The sequence below is a fragment of the Knoellia locipacati genome (assembly GCF_044791685.1).
Lineage (GTDB): Bacteria > Actinomycetota > Actinomycetes > Actinomycetales > Dermatophilaceae > Knoellia > Knoellia locipacati_A.
Window position 1 is genome coordinate 1,558,097 of sequence record NZ_CP087730.1, and the last position, 18,817, is coordinate 1,576,913.

At 72.8% G+C, this 18,817-nt stretch carries 14 protein-coding genes; 13 read left to right on the forward strand and 1 reads right to left on the reverse strand.

Translation table 11 applies throughout. The annotated features are described in order from the left end of the window. Positions 1-17: 17 nt before the first annotated feature. The 5 genes from LL946_RS07285 to LL946_RS07305 all read left to right on the forward strand — a co-directional run bounded on the left by LL946_RS07285 (position 18) and on the right by LL946_RS07305 (position 8,131). Positions 18-1,535 carry a tyrosinase family protein gene (locus LL946_RS07285; RefSeq protein WP_404386274.1) on the forward strand — a complete coding sequence of 506 codons (1,518 nt, stop codon included), beginning with the start codon at positions 18-20 and terminating at the stop codon, positions 1,533-1,535. A gap of 6 nt (positions 1,536-1,541) precedes the next feature. Beyond that, positions 1,542-2,276: a DUF2182 domain-containing protein gene (locus LL946_RS07290; RefSeq protein ID WP_404386276.1), complete on the forward strand. Its 735-nt coding sequence runs from the start codon at positions 1,542-1,544 to the stop codon at positions 2,274-2,276. Positions 2,277-2,665: 389 nt separating this feature from the next. Then, entirely contained in the window at positions 2,666-4,174 is a 1,509-nt protein-coding gene (locus tag LL946_RS07295; RefSeq protein WP_404386278.1) for a protealysin inhibitor emfourin, read from the forward strand. A 103-nt stretch (positions 4,175-4,277) separates the two neighbouring features. Beyond that, positions 4,278-7,310, forward strand: coding sequence for an alpha/beta fold hydrolase (locus LL946_RS07300; RefSeq protein ID WP_404386280.1), 3,033 nt, complete (start codon positions 4,278-4,280; stop codon positions 7,308-7,310). Then, positions 7,307-8,131, forward strand: a complete 825-nt coding sequence (locus LL946_RS07305; protein WP_404386282.1) for an ABC transporter permease — start codon at positions 7,307-7,309, stop codon at positions 8,129-8,131. The genes LL946_RS07300 and LL946_RS07305 overlap by 4 nt, the downstream gene beginning before the upstream one ends. Here the strand turns inward: LL946_RS07305 and LL946_RS07310 are convergent. Then, entirely contained in the window at positions 8,124-10,784 is a 2,661-nt protein-coding gene (locus tag LL946_RS07310; protein ID WP_404386284.1) for an AMP-binding protein, read from the reverse strand. The genes LL946_RS07305 and LL946_RS07310 overlap by 8 nt on opposite strands. Before the next feature lie 86 nt (positions 10,785-10,870). Here LL946_RS07310 and LL946_RS07315 point away from each other — a divergent pair, with 86 nt between their 5' ends. From LL946_RS07315 to LL946_RS07350, 8 genes are all read left to right on the forward strand, one after another. Continuing rightward, positions 10,871-11,908: an extracellular solute-binding protein gene (locus LL946_RS07315; protein ID WP_404386286.1), complete on the forward strand. Its 1,038-nt coding sequence runs from the start codon at positions 10,871-10,873 to the stop codon at positions 11,906-11,908. A 60-nt stretch (positions 11,909-11,968) separates the two neighbouring features. Beyond that, positions 11,969-13,660 (forward strand): ABC transporter permease, encoded by a 1,692-nt coding sequence (locus LL946_RS07320; protein WP_404386288.1) that lies wholly within the window; start codon positions 11,969-11,971, stop codon positions 13,658-13,660. A gap of 13 nt (positions 13,661-13,673) precedes the next feature. Then, positions 13,674-14,783, forward strand: coding sequence for an ABC transporter ATP-binding protein (locus tag LL946_RS07325; protein ID WP_404386290.1), 1,110 nt, complete (start codon positions 13,674-13,676; stop codon positions 14,781-14,783). A gap of 180 nt (positions 14,784-14,963) precedes the next feature. After that, positions 14,964-15,956, forward strand: coding sequence for a methionine ABC transporter ATP-binding protein (locus LL946_RS07330; RefSeq protein ID WP_404386292.1), 993 nt, complete (start codon positions 14,964-14,966; stop codon positions 15,954-15,956). Further along, entirely contained in the window at positions 15,953-16,636 is a 684-nt protein-coding gene (locus LL946_RS07335) for a methionine ABC transporter permease (protein WP_404386294.1), read from the forward strand. The genes LL946_RS07330 and LL946_RS07335 overlap by 4 nt, the downstream gene beginning before the upstream one ends. Before the next feature lie 149 nt (positions 16,637-16,785). Continuing rightward, positions 16,786-17,643, forward strand: coding sequence for a MetQ/NlpA family ABC transporter substrate-binding protein (locus LL946_RS07340; protein WP_404386296.1), 858 nt, complete (start codon positions 16,786-16,788; stop codon positions 17,641-17,643). 45 nt (positions 17,644-17,688) lie between these two features. Continuing rightward, positions 17,689-18,135: an acyl-CoA thioesterase gene (locus LL946_RS07345; RefSeq protein ID WP_404386298.1), complete on the forward strand. Its 447-nt coding sequence runs from the start codon at positions 17,689-17,691 to the stop codon at positions 18,133-18,135. Then, positions 18,132-18,812, forward strand: coding sequence for a GNAT family N-acetyltransferase (locus LL946_RS07350; protein ID WP_404386300.1), 681 nt, complete (start codon positions 18,132-18,134; stop codon positions 18,810-18,812). The genes LL946_RS07345 and LL946_RS07350 overlap by 4 nt, the downstream gene beginning before the upstream one ends. The last annotated feature ends 5 nt before the right edge of the window (positions 18,813-18,817 follow it).

The following is an 18,817-nucleotide window of genomic DNA, read 5'->3' on the forward strand; positions in this document are numbered from 1 at the left end:
CCCACGAAGGAGGAGTCATGACACGGACCCGGATGGACGTCTGGAACCGGACGCAGGGCGAGGGCGACTGGCCGGAGGTGCTGCTCGCCTACGCGAGGGCGGTCGAGGTGATGCGCTCGCTCGACCCGAGCACGGGCAAGCCCACCGACCCGCTGTCGTGGCAGTTCCAGGCGGCGATGCACGGGCGCGCGACCCGGACCGGCAGTGCCGACCGCAGCCACGCGCTGTGGAGCCGGTGCCAGCACGGCAGCTGGTTCTTCCTGCCGTGGCACCGGATGTACCTCGCCGCCTTCGAGGCCGTCGTCCAGCACCACCTCGGTGACGACCAGTGGTCGCTGCCCTACTGGTACGCGCTCGACCCCGACCGACCGGCGACGTCGGTCCTGCCCCCGGCCTTCCGCGAGGCCCGCGCCGACAACCACCTCTTCACGGAGAACCGCTCCGTCCTTGCCAACGGCGGCGACCCCCTGCCCGACGTCTCCGACTCGGTGACCCAGGCGCTGCAGGTCGAGCTCTTCAGCACCGACACGGGCGTCGCGTCGTTCGGGGGTGGCGAGCGCTCGCAGCCGAGCTTCTTCGGCGAGGAGATGGGCGCCGTCGAGGACACGCCCCACGGCTTCGTGCACGTCGTCGTCGGCAACGACTTCGACGCCGCGGGCAACACCGTGCGCGAGGGCTGGATGGGCTCGTTCTTCACCGCCGGGCTCGACCCGCTCTTCTGGCTTCACCACGCCAACCTCGACCGACTCTGGCAGGTCTGGCTCGACGCCGACCCGTCGCACCGCAACCCGCCCGACGGCGACCCGGCGTGGTTCAGGACGAAGTTCCGCTTCCCGGACCCCGCGGGTGGCACGCGCACCTACCGCGTCGGGGACGTGCTCGACCCCGAGGCGCTGGGCTACACCTACGAGGACCTGTCCGTGCCGAGCACCTTCCCGGCGCCGCCCCCGGTGCCTGCGCCTCCGGCGCCACCCGCACCCGAGGGTGGGGGCATCGAGATGGGTGGGGCCGAGGAGCCGCCTCCTCCACTCCGGGCCACGCCGCAGGTCGTCGGGGCGACGCAGGACGTGTCGCTGGCAGCGGCGTCACCGGCGATCGTCGAGCTGAGCGAGCCGTCGGACCTCGGCCTGGGCGATGCCGGGGTCACCGGACCGACCCGGGTCTACCTCAGGATCGAGGGCATCACCGGGACCGCAGCGGCGCCGGCATACGAGGTCTACCTCAACCTCCCAGCGGGAGACGCGGGCGCCGACCACCCGGAGCTGCTCGCCGGGCGGCTCGCGACGTTCGGGCTGGCGGAGGCCTCGCGGGGCGACTCGGTGCACGGCGGCTCGGGGCTCACCAAGGTCTTCGAGATCACCCCCGTGCGTGACGCGCTCGCGGACCGCGGCCGCTGGGACCCGGCTCAGGTCACGGTGTCGTTCGAGCCGGTGCTGCCGACGCCGTCGGACACCGATGCCCTCGCCCAGGCCGCGACCGGTGAGGCGCGTGCGCCGGACCTGCGTGCCGCCCGGGTCGTCGTCCTCAGCGCGTGATGCGCGATGACGGCGCTCCCGTTGTCGCGTCCGGTCGCCGGCTGGTCTCGGCTCACGCGACCTGACCGGCGGCCGCCGCTCTGGCTCGCCGCGGTGGCGGTCGTGGCCGGGGCGGTCCTGCTCGGGCTCTCCGTCGGCGGGGCCGGGCACGCGGGTCACCACGAGCAGGGTTCTCTCGTGCGCGACTGGGGCGTGTGGGCGCTCATGGTCACCGCGATGATGCTGCCGATGGTCAACCCCGTCGTATGCCGTGTGGCCGCCGGTGGTCTGTGGGCTCGCCGTGGGCGGACGGTCGCCGAGGTCGTGGTGGGCTACCTGCTGCCGTGGCTCGGGTTGGGGCTCGCGGCAACGGTTCTCGTGAGGATAGCGGCGCCGCAGCCGGCGTCGGCCGGGGTCGTCGCGGCTGTGCTCGTGCTCGCTGCGGCGTGGCACGTCGCACCGCCTCGGCGCCGGATCATGAGCCGGTGCGGGGCCGTCCAGCCCGGCGCGCTGCGTGGACGCCGGGCGACGATCGACGCGTTGCGCAACGGCGGGGTTCTCGGGCTGAGGTGCGTCGCGACGTGCGGTCCGGCGATGGCGGCGATGCTGCTGTCGCACTCGCCGGTGCTCATGGCCGGTGTCGCGGCGGTGCTGTGGAGCGAGCGGCTGCGCGGGCCGAACCCGGCCGAGCGCGTCGCGCACCCGGCGCAGGCGGTGGCGCTGCTCGTGGTGGCGCTGGCCTCGGTGATGACCGCGTCGTAGCCGGCGACGCCGTGGGTGCGTCCGCAGTCAGGTCCGCCGGGCGGTACCCGTCAGGTCGGCGCTGTGCATTGCTGCGCTCAGGTGCAGCAGTGCACAGTCGAGCGGGTCCAGCAGTGTGCGTTGCTGCGGTCCGGTGCAGCAGTGCACAGTCGAGCGGGTCCAGCAGTGTGCGTTGCTGCGGTCCGGTGCAGCAGTGCACACGCGAGCGGGTCCAGCAGTGTGCGTTGCTGCGGTCCGGTGCAGCAGTGCACAGCGTGCGCCGAGGACCACCGCGTGACCGGCCCCGAGGATCGCCCACCTGCCGCCCGAGGATGACCACGGGGTGCCGCCGCCTCATCCCCGGGCGCGCTCGGAGTGCGGGTGTCGGAGGGCTGGCACAGGATGGGGTCATGACGACGCACGAGCCCCACCCGCAGCCCACGACGACGAGTCGAGCGGTCGTGCGGTGCGGGATCGTGCCGCCCTACCTGCTCGAGGCCCTCGCCACGTCGGGTGAGCCGCACCTCGAGGAGCGGGCTCGCGAGACGCTGCGTCTCGACCAGCTCCGCTACGAGGAGCGCGCCCGTGAGCGGGCCCTGCGCCCTGAGCCGCGGGTGAGCCGTCGCGCCAACCGCGCCACGACCGAGTCGCCGAACCGCGTCGTCCACGACGCCGAGAACTCCACGACCCTCCCGGGCACCAAGGTGCGGGGCGAGGGCGAGCCGGCCACCGACGACACCGCGGTCAACGAGGCCTACGACGGGCTGGGCGCGACCTGGGAGCTGTGGAACGCGGCATACGGGCGCAACAGCCTCGACGACAAAGGGCTCGGCCTCGTCGCGACCGTCCACTATGGCACCAACTACGACAACGCCTTCTGGGACGGCAGCCAGATGGTCTTCGGCGACGGTGACGGAGAGGTGCTGCTCGGCTTCACGCGCAGCCTCGACGTCATCGGGCACGAGCTCGCGCACGGCGTCACCCAGTACACCTCCGGTCTCGTCTACCAGGACCAGCCCGGCGCGCTCAACGAGCACGTCTCCGACGTCTTCGGGATCCTCGTCAAGCAGCGGGCGCTCGGGCAGAGCGCCGAGGAGTCGGACTGGCTCATCGGCGCCGAGCTGCTCGGACCCGACGTCAAGGGTGTCGCGCTGCGCTCGATGAAGGAGCCGGGCACGGCCTACGACGACCCGCGCCTGGGCAAGGACCCGCAGCCCGGGCACATGCGCGACTTCGTCGTCACCGACGACGACAACGGTGGGGTGCACATCAACTCGGGCATCCCGAACCGCGCCTTCCACCTCGTCGCGACCACGCTCGGCGGCAACGCCTGGGAGCGGGCCGGCGCGATCTGGTATGCCGCGGTCACCGGTGACATCAAGGCGGACTGCGACTTCGTCACCTTCGCCGGGCTCACCGAGGTGGCCGCCGTCGAGGCGTACGGAGAGGACTCGGCCGAGGCCCAGGCGGTCCGCGACGCGTGGCGCGAGGTCGGGGTCACCGGCGACCAGACCCCTGCGTCCGGTGACGCGTCCGGCGCCGGCTCGACCGGCACCGACTCGACGGGTGACGACTCGACGGGTGAGGACTCGACGGAGGACGACTCGTCGGACGGCACGCCCGCGCCGGCGCCCGACGGCGAGGGACCGCGCGAGGTGCAGGTGCGCCGCACTGGTGGTTTCGCTGGCCAGGTGCGCGAGCGGACCGTCCTGCTCGACGAGCTCCCCGACGACGACGCCACGGCTTGGCGCACGCTGCTCGCCAGTCCCACGCTCAGGTCGCTCGCGCAGGGCCGGATGATCCCGGACGCCTTCCGCTACGCCGTGCGCTGTGACGTGCCTCCGCTCGAGGTGACCATCCCCGAGCCGGCCCTGCCCGACGGGGTCCGAGAACTCTTCGACCGCACGCTCGAGGCCTGAGCCCGGCACGTCGTACGCGGAACCACGGCCCGCGTCGAAGCGTTCGTCCGGTTGTGCGGCCAGCACAGAACCGATCCCCGGCGTCGTCGCGAGAGGATGAGCCATGCAGCGGCTCGTTGAGGCACGGCGTCGACGCACCGGCCTGAGCGTCGCTGGTCCCGCCCGGTCGGAGACCACCACAGCCGTCCGCGCACGCATCGCCGCGCCCGTCCTCGTCGGGTTCACCGGCCTCGCCCTCCTCCTGGTCTCCGCCGCCCCGGCTTCCGCCGCACCGGCTTCCGCCGCACCGGCTTCCGCCGTCCCGGCGTCGGCCGCGCCGAACCTCGCCTCGCGTGCGCTCGCCGAGAGCGCCGGCCCCCAGGTCACGACGACCGACCGGTTCGTCGACGTCGGTCCCGACACCGACGGCACCCCGGTCCGGCTCGACACCCGCCTCTACCTTCCGGGCGGCGACGAGCCCCTGCCAGCGGTCCTGCTCGCGCACGGCTTCGGCGGCAACAAGGAGTCGGTCGACGAGGAGGCTCGGCAGTACGCCGCCGACGGGCACGTCGTCCTCACCTTCACCGCCCGCGGCTTCGGGCGCTCCGGCGGCCGGATCCACCTCAACTCCCCGGACCACGAGATCAAGGACGGCACCGTCCTGCTCGACCTCCTCGCCAAGCGGCCCGAGGTGAGGCAGGACGGACCCGAGGACCCACGGGTCGCAGTCGTGGGCGGGTCCTACGGCGGCGCGTTCGCGCTCATGCTCGCCGGGGTGGACCGGCGGGTCGACGCCACGGTCGCAGCGATCACCTGGCACGACCTCTCGAGCGCCCTCTTCCCCCAAGCAGCGGCGGGCAGCACGACGCCCGGCCCCTACAAGCAGCTGTGGGGCAGCCGCTTCTTCGGCGCGAGCGTCGGCTCGCTCGCCGGTGGTGTCAACGGCGCGGCACCGAACCCGTCGGCCACCTCGACACCGCCCCCCTCAGCTCCCAGCCCCACGACGACACCCTCAGGCGCCCCCGCCGGACCCACCACCCCCGCCACCCCCACCGACCAGGGCACCCCGGCCGACCTCCTCTGCGGCCGCTTCGAGCTCGCCCTCTGCGCCGAGCTCCAAGACGCCGCCGAGCCCGGGCGCCCGAGCCCCGAGCTCGCCGCCACCCTGCGCCGCAACAGCCCGCGCCAGACGATCTCGTCGGTCACCGCGCCCACGCTGCTCGTCCAGGGTGAGGCCGACACCCTCTTCGGACTCGACCAGGCCGACGCCAATGCCGCCGGTCTCGCCTCCGCCGGCACCCGCCACGCTGTGCGGTGGACCGACGGCGGGCACGACGGTGCCTCCTCCAACCCGGGCCTCGACGAAGCCGCCGCTCGCACCTGGCTGCGCACCTACCTCGCCGGCAGCCGCACCGACCCGCTCCCGGTCCCCGCGTTCACGTACTCGCTGCCCGTCCCCCGACGCAGCGACACCGCGCCGGTCGCGACCCTCGACACCTACCCCGGCCTGCGGGGCAGCACCCAGCAGGTGCCGCTGCGCGCCCCCGACGAGCCGGCCGTCCTTCTGACCCCACCCGGCGGCCAGCCGAGCTCGATGACCTCACTGCCAGGCCTCGGCTCGCTCGAGCTCCCGACCTACCGCCTCGCCGCCCTCCCCGGGATGTCGGCCGCGTTCGACAGCACCGTGCTCGAGCGCTCGCTCACCGTCGTCGGGGCGCCGAGTGTCCGGCTCCAGGTCACCTCCACCGGCAGCGAGGCGACGCTCTTCGTCTCGCTCTGGCGGATCGAGGGCGCCGACGCCGTCCAGCAGCGTTCGCTCACCGCCCCGGTCCGGGTGGCGCTCACCCCCGGCCGGCCCACCGACGTCACCGTCGACCTCCCCGCGTCCGTGTGGTCGATGGCGGCGGGCAGCCGGTGGCGCGTCCTCGTCACCTCGACCGACAGCTCGTTCACCACCCCGCGCGAGGCGCGCGGCGACCGGGTCACCCTGGCCACCCCCACGCTCACCGTCCCGACGGCGGAGGGCCGGATCCTGCCGTCGACGACCGAGCGCGACACCGAGTCGCTCGCCCTCGGCGGTGGCATCCTCGTCCTGCTCGCCGGGATCGGCGGCTCCGCGCTCCTGCGCAGCCGGCGCCGACACCGCGAGGTCATCCGCGAGGAGTACGCAGACGTCCCGCTCGTCGTCGACCGGCTCGTCAAGACCTACGCCGACGGCCACCGCGCCGTCGACGACGTGTCGTGGCGCGCCGAGCGAGGCCAGGTCGTCGGGCTGCTCGGCCCCAACGGCGCGGGCAAGACGACGACGATGCGGATGATGCTCGGCCTCATCACCCCCGACTCCGGGTCGGTGCACGTCCTCGGCCGTCCGGTCCACCCCGGCTCGGAGGTGCTCGGCCGGGTCGGCGCGCTCGTCGAGGGCCCCGGCTTCCTCCCCCACCTCACCGGCCGCGAGAACCTCCGCGCCTACTGGGCCGCCACCGGTCGCCCCGCCGAGGAGGCCGCCATGGACGACGCCCTCGCCGTCGCCGCGCTCGGCGGTGCCCTCGACCGGCCGGTCCGCACCTACAGCCACGGCATGAAGCAGCGGCTCGGCATCGCCCAGGCCATGCTCGGCCGGCCCGAGGTCCTCTTCCTCGACGAGCCGACCAACGGGCTCGACCCGCCCCAGATCGCGGCGATGCGCCCGATCCTCCAGTCGTATGCCGCGTCCGGCCGAACCGTCGTCGTCTCCAGCCACCTCCTCGCCGAGGTCGAGCTGACCTGCAGCCACGTCGTCGTCATGCACGCCGGCAAGGTCGTCACGGCCGGACCCGTGGCCGCCCTGCTCTCGAGCGAGGACACGACGGTCTTCGAGCTCGCCTCGGTCGCCTCGCTCGCCCCGGCCCGCGCCGCGCTCGCGGGGGCGGACGGCATACGGTCGATCGAGGTCATCGACGACCCGTCCAAGCCCACCCTCACCGTGGTCGCCGACCGCCCACGCGAGAGCGTGGTACGCGCGGTCGTCGACGCCGGCGCCGAGGTCGTCGGGGTCGGCAGCCGCCGCCACCTCGAGGAGGTCTTCCTCGGGGTCATCGCGTCCTCGCAGGCCCCGTCCGACGACGCGGCCGGAGACGGCTCGCTCGTCGAGCGCCTCCGTCAGGTGCGGGCCCGATGAGCCGGCCCCTGTCGTGGCGCGCCGAGCTCCGGCGCCAGCTCGGTCGACGCCGCACGCTGTGGGTCCTCGGGATCGTCGCCGCCCTGCCGCTCATCCTCGTCGCGGCGTTCTCGCTCGACGACGACCCGGGCCGGCCCGGCGACCCGACCATCCGGCTGGTCGACCTCGCCACCGGCGGCGGCCCCAACTTCGCGGTCTTCGCCTTCTTCGTCTCCGCCGAGCTGTTGCTCTTCATCGTCGCCGCGCTCTTCGCCGGCGATCCCGTCCCGGCCGAGGCGTCGTGGGCCTCGCTGCGCTACCTGCTCACCGCGCCGGTGTCGCGGGCGCGGCTGCTCACCAGCAAGCTCGTCATCGGCTTCCTCTCGACCGCCGCGCTCGTCATCGCCCTCCCCGTCTGGGCGCTCACCGTCGGCACCCTCGCCTACGGGACCGAGCCGTTCAGCATCCTCGGCGGCGGCGAGCTGCCCTGGGGCGAGTGGCTGCCGCGGATGGCGCTCGCCATCGGCTACGTCCTCGTGATGATCGCGCCGATCGGCGCCTTCTCGTTCTGGGTCGGGGTGCGCAGCCAGACGCCGCTCGCCGCGGTTGGTGGCGCGCTCATCCTGCTCATCGTCTCGGGCATCCTCGACTCGATCGACGCCCTCGGCGACTGGCGCAAGGCGCTGCCGGGCCACTACTCCCGGGCCTGGCTCGACCTGCTCGTCTCGGGCCCGATCGACTGGGCGGACCTGCGACACGGGGCACTCTGGGCGGTCCTCTACACCGTGCTCTTCGTCGGGCTCGGCTACCGGCGTTTCCGCCGACAGGACATCCTCAGCTGACGGAGCGGGACCTCGGCACGCGGGCCCCGACCCACCGGGCGACCGGCTCGATGAGCGGCGACGAGCCCCGCCACGCGATCCAGCCGGTGAGCACCGAGACCGCCGCACCGAGCAGCGAGTAGCCCACCCGGCCCATGACCTCCCACTGCACGAGGTAGATGAACAGCGACGCTGACGCGATCGGCACGACCACGGGCACGACGAACGCGGGCACCTTCACCGAGCGCACCCAGAGCAGGACGAGCAGCCCGGCTGCCATCGTCGCGTCGCGCACCGGGTCGGTGAAGAAGCCCGGGACGACGACGAGCACGTATGCCGTGAGCAGCCACCGCTGCCACGTCACCGTCGCGCGGGCCATGGCCCACCCGAGGACGAAGAGCCACAGGACCACGGCGGGCCGGCCGTTGACGTGGTGCGAGCCGACGTCGACGATCCCGTAGCGGAAGACGAGGGCGAGTAGCGCCAGCGCCATCGGGACGGCGAACGGGCGCACCCGCTCCAGCCGATCGAGGGCAGGGACCGCGAGGAGGGCGGTCATCGCGACGAGGATGTGGACCACCGCCTCGACGAACCAGTAGCGCCACTGCGGGTGGACGTTGCTGCCCCCGACGGAGGTGAGCAGCACCGGGTTCCACCACGAGTACCGCTCGTCGACGAGGAAGAGGACGCCGAGCCACACAGCGCCCGGGACGGCGATCCGTGTCACCGACTCGAGCACGTGCGCGACCCGCTCCGAGCGCGGACCGCCCGAGAGCTGGAACCGCGCGAACGCGAACCCGGCGACGGCGAGCAGGACGTGCGCCCCTCCGCGGACGTCCAGCACACCGGCGTGGGTGAGCACGATGACGGCGATGGCGACCGAGCGCAGGACGACCGAGGTCTCGAGCGAGCGCCAACGACGCCACCGCGGGATCCCACGGACGATGCCGGAGGCGGCAGCGTTCGGGGTGGACGCGGGCAGGCGCCGGGCGAGCTCGCGCACCGGCCGGACATGCCAGGACTCGGGGAGCTCACCGAGCAGCCCCTCGAGCCTGACCGAGGCCTCGACGTAGGACAGCGAGTCGCCGCGCAGGCTGACGAACGAGTCGTCGAGGGTCGCGTCCGGGCGGTCGAGCAGCTCGGCGTAGAGCGCCCGCACCCGCTCCGCCTGCGACTGATGGACCGTTCCAGCGCCGTCCGCGGCACCGTTACCGGTGTCGGGACCGCCGGAACGGGCAACCAGTCGGGAGGGGGTCGGGCAGGTGCCCTCACCGAACGCGTCGACGAGGGTGGCCAGGGCCGGGCGGTCGACCTTGCCCGACGCGGTGCGCGGCACCTCGCCGACGTCGCTGATGTCGGTGACCACGACGGCAGCGCGCGGGACGGCATACCGATCGCTCACCTCGCGGCGCACGGCCGCGACGTCGACCGGGTCCCGACCCTCGTCGGCCGTGACGGCGACGAGCAGGCGGTCCCCGCCGTCCATCGCGTATGCCGTGCGGCCACCTCGGGTGAGGTCGCTCTCGACCCGGTCGAGGTCGATGCGCAGGCCGCACACCTTGGCGAACCGGCTGCGGCGCCCGACGATCTCGACGAGCCCGTCGGCGGTGAAGCGGGCGAGGTCGCCGGTGTGCAGCGAGGTCACCTCGGCGCCACGGGCGAGGTCGGCCGGGGACGTGGCGTAGCCCATCATGACGTTGCCGCCCTCGTAGACGAGCTCGCCGACCCCGGCTGCCGCACCCTCGACGGGGGCCAGCGAGAAGCGACCACCGCGCACGGCGACGCCGATGCTCGACGGGTTCTCGGCGGCCAGATGCGCTGGGAGAGTTGCCATCCGGGCCGTGGCCTCGGTCTGGCCGTACATGACGAGCAGGTCGAACCCGCGCTCCTGGCCGAGCTCGGACCAGCGCCGCACGGCGGCGGGCTCCATCCGGCCTCCCGCCTGGGTGACGAGCCGGAGCCGGGGCAGCGCCATCGACGTGAAGCCGGCTGCGTCGAGCAGGTCGAACGTGTAGGGCACGCCCGCGAGCGTGGACCCGCCGGCGGCGCGGAACGCGTCCCAGAAGCAGGCGTCGACGACGGAGAGGTCGCTGAGCAGCACCCCGGCGCCGACGGAGAGGTGGCTGAGCAGGACCGAGAGGCCGTAGCAGTACTGCAGCGGCAGGGTCGTCGCACCGACGTCGTCGCCGGACAGCCCGAGCGCGTCGACGATCTGCGCGGCGTTGCAGTCGAGGTTGGCGGTGCTGATCCGCACGAGCTTGGGCGAGCCGGTGCTGCCCGACGTCGAGAGCATGAGGGCCAGGTCGGGGTGCACCTCGTGGGCGCTCCCCTCCCGGCGCGACTCGAGGTCGGCACCGCTCGCGACGACGTCGGGGTCCCACGCGTCGACCATGCCGTCGCTGCCACCGGGTGCCGTGAGGATGACCGGGTGACCGCCGGCGAGCGCGGCGAGCAGGGTGACCACCGACTCGACGTCGTTGCCCGCCTCCAGCACCACGAGGCGGGGAGCCCTGCCGAGCGCGGACCGGCGCTCGTCCACGCGACCGGCGAGGACGGCATACGACATCGTCTGCATCCCGGACGGGCCCGCCCACTGGAGCGCGACCGCGTCGCCGAAGGACCGCAGCCGCCCGACGAGGGCGACGCGGTGCCGTGGCAGGACGGGCGTCGTCATGACGCAGGATGATAGGGGGATTTGGACAGGCTTACCTAACTCCGCAAGAATGCACGCGTCAGCGTTCGACCCTCCCAGGAGTCCCCGTGCCCTCTCGTCGCCTCGTGCGGACCGGCCTCGCCGGCCTCGTCGCCACCGCCACCGTCCTGCCGCTCGCGGGCTGCGGTGTCCTCGGGATCGGGGGCAGCACCGCCGACCTCCAGATCTACTCGGCGCGCCACTACGACCTCGAGGGCGCGTTCAAGGAGTTCCAGGACGAGACCGGCATCAGCGTCGAGTTCATCTCGGGCAGCGACGCCGAGCTCCTCCAGCGGATCAAGGCCGAGGGTGGCGACGGCGAGGCCGACGTCTTCATGACCGTCGACGCGGGCAACCTCTGGAACGCCGCCGAGCAGGGCGTCCTGCGCCCCCTCGACTCGGCCGCGCTGACCGAGGCCGTGCCCGAGGACCTGCGCGACAGCGGCAACCAGTGGTTCGGCCTCGCGATGCGCGCCCGCACGACGATGTACAACCCCGACAAGGTCACGCCGGCCGACTTCGACGCGACGAGCACGTATGCCGGTCTCGCCGACCCGAAGTGGAAGGGTCGCCTCTGCATGCGCGACGCCACCTCGGCCTACACGCAGAGCCTCGTCGCCAGCCTCATCGGGCTCGACGGCCGCGACAAGACCCTGGCCACGGTCAAGGGCTGGGTGGCCAACGAGGTCGACATCAAGTCCAACGACGTCGAGCTGCTCAAGGCGATCGACGCCGGCACCTGCGACGTCGGCATCACGAACCACTACTACCTCGCCCGCGAGCTGAAGAAGAAGCCGGACATGAAGGTCAAGCCGTTCTGGGCCTCGCAGGACGGCGCCGGCACGCACGTCAACATCTCCGGCGCGGGCGTCGTCAGGACCTCCGACAACGCCGCCCAGGCGCAGCAGCTCATCGAGTGGCTCGCCACCAAGGGCCAGAGCTCGTTCGTCGACGGCAACCACGAGTACCCCGTCAACGAGAGCGTCGAGCCCGAGCCGGTCATCGCCGAGTTCGGCGAGTTCGAGCGCATGCCCATCTCGGCGGAGGCCTACGGGTCCGAGAACGCCGAGGCCGTCAAGCTCCTCGCCGAGGCCGGCTACAAGTGACCGTTGCCGCGAGGGCACTGCGCCGCGAGGGCGCGGCGCGCGCGCTGAGATGATGCCTGCGTGAGCGCCGAGGTCGAGACCGACCGCCCGGTCGCCGGCTCCGGCCGCGCGACCCGGCTCTCCGGCTCCGGGCGACCCCGCTGGTCCGCGCTCGTCGTCGTCATCGCGCTGGTCGTCTCGGTCCCCGTCGTCTCGGTCCTCGTCCAGGCGCTCGCGAGCGCCGGTGACCTCGCCCTGCCCGGCGATCTCGGCGAGATGGTCCTCACCACGGTGGCGCTGCTGGCGTTGGTGGGTCTGGGGACGGGCGTCCTCGGCGTGGGGCTCGCGTGGCTCGTCACGGCCTACGACTTCCCCGGGCGCCGGCTCTTCTCGTGGATGCTCGTGCTGCCGCTGGCGATGCCGGCCTACGTCCTCGGCTTCCTCTTCCTCTCGACGTTCGGGCCGGCGGGTGGCCCGGCGCGCGCGGCGCGCTCGGTGTTCGGCGGCTCGGGTGGCGTGGAGCTCCTCTCGGGGTGGCTCGGTGCGCCGGTCGTGCTGTCTCTGACGCTCTATCCCTACGTCTTCCTCTTGGCGCGTGCGGCGTTCCGCGGCCAGGGGCAGGTGACGTGGGACGCCGCGCGGATGCTCGGCGCGACGCCGTGGCGAGCCTTCCGCCAGGTGCTGCTGCCGCTCGCGCGACCGGCCCTGGCCGGCGGCCTCGCCGTCGTCATGATGGAGACGCTCACCGACTTCGCGACGGTCCAGTACTTCGGGGTCCGCACCGTCTCCGTCGGGGTCTACCTCACGTGGAAGGGCACGTTCGACTTCGCCTCGGCCGCTCAGCTGTCGGTGCTCGTGCTCGGCTTCGCGGTCATCGTCCTCACCGGCGAGCGGCTGCTGCGCGGTGGCGCCCGCTACGACGCCCGCGGCTCGCACCGCCCGCCGGCCGCACCCCACGTCCTCACCGGAGCCGGGCGCTGGTGGGCCTTCGCCGCCGCGACCTCGGTGCTCGCGGCCGGCTTCGTCCTCCCCGTGGTGCAGCTCCTCTGGTGGGCGGTCACCTCGACCCTCGACGACTCGTCGTCGCTGTCGACCGGCCGCTTCGCGACCAACCTCTCCAACAGCGCGGTCATGGCGGCGCTCGCCGCGCTCGCGTGCGTCACCCTCGCGCTCCTGCTCACCCACGGCGTGCGGATGACCGGCGGTCGTCTCGCCCGGGGTGCCGCGCAGCTCACGACCTTCGGGTATGCCGTGCCGGGCGCCGTCATCGGTATCGGCGTCCTCGTCTCCTTCGCGGCGCTCGACCGCTCGCTCGAGGCCCTCGGCGTCCCCGGTGGGACCGGCCTCGTCGTCACGGGCTCGGTCATCGGGCTCCTCGCGAGCTACGTCGTGAGGTTCCTCGCGCCGGCATACCAGGCGGTCGACGCGAGCTTCGCGACGATCTCGCCGTCGGTGACGAACTCCGCGTTCTCGCTCGGCGCCTCCCCGCTGCGGGTGCTGCGGAGGGTGCACCTCCCGCTGTCGCGTTCGGGCATCGCGGTTGCACTCGTGCTCGTGGCCGTGGACGCCGTGAAAGAGTTGCCCCTCGTGCTGCTCCTGCGTCCCTTCGGCTTCACCACGGTGTCGGTGTGGGTCTACGAGCTCGCCAACGAGAACTTCTGGGAGCAGGCGGCGCTGCCCGCCCTCCTCATCGTCACGCTCGCGATCATCCCGGTGTTCTTCCTCGTCCGGCAGGTGCGCCTCGCCGAGCCCCACCGGCAGGTGACGTCGTGAGCGCGGTGGTGTCATGAGCGGCGCGGTGACCCTGCGGGGCGTCTCGAAGTCCTACGGCGACACCCTCGCCGTGCGCGAGCTCGACCTCACGGTCGAGCAGGGCGAGATCGTCGCGCTCATCGGCCCGTCCGGCTGCGGCAAGTCCACCCTGCTGCGGCTCGTCGCGGGGCTCGAGCGCCCGGACGCGGGCACCGTGACCGTCGGCGACCGCGTCGTCGCGGGCCAGGGCTGGGTGCCGCCGGAGCGCCGCCGGGTCGGCCTCGTCTTCCAGGAGCACGCGCTCTTCCCCCACCTCAGCGTCGGTGACAACATCCGCTTCGGCCTCGACGGCCAGCCCCGCTCGGAGCAGGACGCGCGGGTGCGCGAGGTCCTCGACCTCGTCCACCTCCCCCACGTCGTCGACCGCTACCCGCACGAGCTCTCCGGCGGCGAGCAGCAGCGCGTCGCGTTGGCCCGGGCCCTGGCGCCGCGGCCCGAGGTCGTCCTGCTCGACGAGCCGTTCTCCTCGCTCGACGAGTCGCTGCGCGCCCGGGTCCGCGCCGATACGGTGAGCGCGTTGCGCGCCACCGGCACCACGGCGATCCTCGTCACCCACGACCAGACGGAGGCCCTCTCGGTCGGCGACCACATCGGCGTCATGCGCGACGGCGTCGTCGAGCAGTGGGGTCGGCCCCTCGAGGTGTTCGAGCGGCCGGTGAGCCGGTTCGTCGCCTCGTTCATGGGTGACGCCGACTTCCTGCCGGTCACGCTCGTCGACGGCGGGCTCGCCTGCGAGCTCGGCCTCGTCACCGTCCGCAAGGACGTCGCCGACGCCGAGGTCGTCGTCCGCCCGCACGAGGTCAGCCTGCGCCTGCCCGGAGCCGGGGTGACTGGTGCTCCGGCGGTCGTCGACCGGGTCGAGTACCAGGGCGCCTTCATCCTCCACACCGTCCGCCTCGCCTCGGGACGGACGGTCCGGTCCTGGCAGCCGCACTCGGTGCGCTACCCCGTCGGCACCGAGGTGCTCGCCTCGATCTCGGCCGGGATCGTGCCGAGCCTGCTCAGCGGCGACGCCGCGCTCACGCACCACGCCCCGGTCGACTCCGCCCGCCACCCCGACCCCGAACACATCTCCCCCGCCTGACCCGCACTTCGTCACGTCAGCGTCGACGGTTGTTCTATCCACCGTTGACGCTGACGTTGCGAGCAGCGGCATTCCGACTCGTATGCCGTCCCGCCCAGTCCCTGAGACCACCTCACCGCCGATTTGCTTATCTATTGGATAACGTCTACTTATTGACGGGTGGTTGACGATTCATCAGATGTGACGGCGCTCGCCGTGCGTGACCTCACCAAGGTCTTCGATGCCAGGGGGACGAGGGTCACCGCCCTCGACGCGGTGTCGCTCAGCGTCCCCCGGGGCGAGATCCACGGCATCGTGGGCCGTTCGGGTGCCGGCAAGTCGACGCTCATCCGGTGCCTCACCGGTCTGGAGCGCCCGACCTCGGGCGAGGTCGTCGTCGCCGGCGAGGACATCACCGCCCTGCGCGGCGCCGACCTGCGTGCGGCCCGGCGACGCTTCGGCGTCGTCTACCAGCACGCCAACCTCCTAGACTCGCGCACTGCCGCCGACAACATCGCCCTCCCCCTCGAGGTCGCCGGCTGGGACAAGGCGGACCGCGACGCCCGCGTCGCCGAGCTGCTCGACCTCGTCGGCCTCACCGACCGCGCCGGCAACCACCCGGGCCAGCTCTCCGGCGGTCAGCAGCAGCGTGTCGGCATCGCCCGGGCGCTCGCCGCACGGCCCGAGATCCTGCTCTGCGACGAGCCCACCTCGGCCCTGGACGCGAGCACGACCGGCCAGATCCTCGACCTGCTCCGTGAGCTGCGCGACCGCCTCGGCATCACCGTCGTCATCATCACGCACGAGCCGTCCGTCGTCCGCGAGATCTGCGACGCCGTGACCCTCCTCGGCGACGGCGCCGTCCTCGAGCAGGGGCGCCTCGGTGAGGTCATCTCGGACCCGACGACCCGGCTGCACCGCGAGCTCATCCCGCTCGTCGAACCGACCACCGACGGTCTCGTACGCCTCCAGGTCGCGCTCGGCCACCCCGACTCCACGGTCGGCTCGATCGACGGCATCATCGCCCTGCTCCGCCACGAGGGCATCGAGGCCGACCTCGCCGCCGCGACGGTCGAGACGATCGCCGGCCGCCGGGTCGGGCGCCTCCTGGTCGAGCTCGCCGACGCGACGACGACCGACCGCGCCCGCGACCTGCTCGAGCAGGCGCGACTCCACCCGGAGGTGGCGGCATGAGGTTCGAGGCCGACCCCACCTGGCTCGACAACCCGGTCATCCGCGAGGGCCTGCCCACCGCGCTCTGGGAGACGCTGGCCATGACCGTCGGCTCCGCGCTCATCACCGCGATCCTCGGTGTCGTCGTCGGTGTGCTCCTCCACAACTCCTCGCCCGGCGGCATCAACCCGCAGCCGACCCTCAACCGTGTCCTCGGCGCGGTCGTCAACGTCGGCCGGTCGCTGCCCTTCCTCATCCTGATGATCGCGATCATCCCGGTGACGCGGTTCATCGCCGGCACCACCGTCGGCTGGCGGGCGATGATCGTGCCGCTCACCGTCGGCGCCGTGCCCTTCTTCGCCCGGCTCGTCGAGACCTCCCTGCGCGAGGTGAGCTCCGGCAAGGTCGAGGCGGCCACGATCATGGGCGCCACCCGCTGGGAGATCACCCGCAAGGTGCTCCTGCCCGAGGCCCTGCCCGGCATCGTCGCCGGGCTCACGACGACGGTCATCGCCCTCATCGGCTACAGCGCCATGGCCGGCGCGGTCGGCGGCGGCGGGCTCGGCGCGACGGCGATGTCCTACGGCTACAACCGCTTCCAGACCGACGTCATGATTGCGGCCGTCGTGCTGCTCGTCATCGTCGTCCAGCTCGTGCAGGTCGCCGGCGACCGGGTCGCCCGCGCCGTCGACCACCGCTGACCCCACCTTCAGGACGGCCGTATGCCGTCCTCCCCCGACACCGTCGTCGGCCCACCTGACCTGCCGGGCACCTCCCGGCACGACACGTGTCGGCCACGAGGCCGGCATACCCACGTCGGCCGACCGGCCGGCATACGAAAGGAAGTCCCATGTCCCCGTTCTCCCGTCGTGGCCTCGTCGCCGGTGCGTCCCTGCTCGCCGCCATGAGCCTCGCGGCCTGTGGCGCGGGCGGTGGCGACTCCAGCGGTCCCGAGGCGGACGACAACGGCGTGACCACGCTCGTCGTCGGCGCGTCCCCGACGCCGCACGCCAAGATCCTCGAGTTCGTTGACGCCAACCTCGCCAAGGAGGCCGGCCTCGACCTCGAGATCAAGAGCTTCGACGACTACGTCCAGCCCAACGTCCAGCTCGCCGAGGGCACCCTCGACGCGAACTACTTCCAGCACCTGCCCTACTACGAGGCGCAGGTGAAGGACCGCGGCTACGACTTCGCGCACTACGACGGCGTCCACATCGAGCCGTTCGCCCTGTACTCGAAGAAGGTCAAGGACGTCTCCGAGCTCGCCGAGGGCGCCCAGGTCGGCATCAACAACGACCCGTCCAACCAGGGCCGCGCACTCGAGCTGCTCGCCAAGGCGGGCGTCATCACGCTCAAGGCCGGCAAGGACGCCACGAACGCGACGATCTACGACATCGACCAGAACACCAAGAAGCTCCAGTTCAAGGAGACCGACCCGGCGCAGCTCGTGCGCTCGCTCGACGACCTCGACGTCGCCGTGATCAACGGCAACTACGCCCTCGAGGCCAACCTGTCGCCGACCAAGGACGCGATCCTCGTCGAGGAGGCGGAGGGCAACCCCTACGCCAACTTCCTCACGGTGCAGAAGAAGGACGAGAGCAACGCGGCGCTCAAGAAGCTCGACGAGCTGCTGCACTCGCCGGAGGTCAAGGCCTACATCGAGAAGACCTGGGCCGACGGCTCGGTGCTCCCCGGCGCCAACGCCTGAGTCGTCGATCCGCGTCATGGCGTCGGCGCGGCTACTGTCGGCGCCATGACCGCGGATCCCCGGACCCTCACCCGCGCCGACTTCCCCGAGATGCAGCGGGTGAGCACGCGGTGGGCCGACAACGACATGTACGGCCACCTCAACAACGCCGTCTACTACGAGCTCTTCGACTCGGTCCTCAACGCGTGGCTCATCCGCGAGACCGGCACCGACGAGACGTCGACCTCGACGCTCGGTGTCGTGGCCGAGTCGTCGTGCCGCTTCTACGCCGAGCTCGCCTACCCGCACCCGATCGACGTCGGGGTGCGGGTCGAGCGGGTCGGCACCAAGAGCGTGACCTTCGCGTTCGGCCTCTTCGCCGACGGCAGCGACGCCATCGCGGCGCACGGGCTGTGGGCGCAGGTCTACATCGACCGTGCGGGCCGGCACTCGGTGCCGATCCCGGACGACGTGCGGGCGGTCGTCGAACGCGCCCTCGCCGCCCAGGCGTGATCTCCGCACGCGAACTGGTCCTGCGCGCCTGGCGTGGGCCGGACCTTCCCGCGGACGGTTCCTGGGTGCGCATGTCGCCCTGGCGTCCGGACCTGTATGCCGTCCTGGCCGTCAACGCGCACGCCGCGGTCAGCGCCCCGGACGAGGTGACCGACGCCGAGCTCTCGTCGTGGGGCGTCGACGGGTTCGGCGGCGCGCACGATCCGCGCGTCATGACCCGGCTCGCCGGACAGTCCGGCTGGGTGGACGTCCTCGACGCGGTGCTCGTCGCACCCGGGACCGGGAGCAGTCCCCTCGTGGCTCGACCCGACCTGGCCGACCACCCCCGGGTCCGGCACGCGGCGGAGGTCCGGGACGCGGTGCGGGTCCTCGGCTGGCCCGACCGGGACGACGTGGTCGTCACGGTGGGCGACTCCCTCGGCGGGCTGCCGGTCGTGAGCTACGAGGTCGCGCCCTCGGCTCGTGGCGTGGGACTCGGCGGGCGGACCGTGGCGGCAGCCCGCGGGCTGGTGCCGGAGGGCGAGCCCGTCGTCGCCCTGGTCGCGCCGGGCAACACCCCGAGCCTGCGGGCTGCACTCCGGGCGGGGTTCGTCCCCGTCGGGTCAGTTCAGCTCTACGCACCGGAGGGCCGCCCCGGTGGCGCCGACGAGTCGAGATCGGGTGAAATGCACTCCTGATCGCC

What these genes read in the sequence shown, in the direction of transcription:
- LL946_RS07285 (WP_404386274.1), top strand. Translation starts at nt 18, where the DNA reads ATGACACGGACCCGGATGGACGTCTGGAACCGGACGCAGGGCGAGGGC.
- LL946_RS07290 (WP_404386276.1), top strand. Translation starts at nt 1,542, where the DNA reads ATGACGGCGCTCCCGTTGTCGCGTCCGGTCGCCGGCTGGTCTCGGCTC.
- LL946_RS07295 (WP_404386278.1), top strand. Translation starts at nt 2,666, where the DNA reads ATGACGACGCACGAGCCCCACCCGCAGCCCACGACGACGAGTCGAGCG.
- LL946_RS07300 (WP_404386280.1), top strand. Translation starts at nt 4,278, where the DNA reads ATGCAGCGGCTCGTTGAGGCACGGCGTCGACGCACCGGCCTGAGCGTC.
- LL946_RS07305 (WP_404386282.1), top strand. Translation starts at nt 7,307, where the DNA reads ATGAGCCGGCCCCTGTCGTGGCGCGCCGAGCTCCGGCGCCAGCTCGGT.
- LL946_RS07310 (WP_404386284.1), bottom strand. Translation starts at nt 10,784, where the DNA reads ATGACGACGCCCGTCCTGCCACGGCACCGCGTCGCCCTCGTCGGGCGG.
- LL946_RS07325 (WP_404386290.1), top strand. Translation starts at nt 13,674, where the DNA reads ATGAGCGGCGCGGTGACCCTGCGGGGCGTCTCGAAGTCCTACGGCGAC.
- LL946_RS07335 (WP_404386294.1), top strand. Translation starts at nt 15,953, where the DNA reads ATGAGGTTCGAGGCCGACCCCACCTGGCTCGACAACCCGGTCATCCGC.
- LL946_RS07340 (WP_404386296.1), top strand. Translation starts at nt 16,786, where the DNA reads ATGTCCCCGTTCTCCCGTCGTGGCCTCGTCGCCGGTGCGTCCCTGCTC.
- LL946_RS07345 (WP_404386298.1), top strand. Translation starts at nt 17,689, where the DNA reads ATGACCGCGGATCCCCGGACCCTCACCCGCGCCGACTTCCCCGAGATG.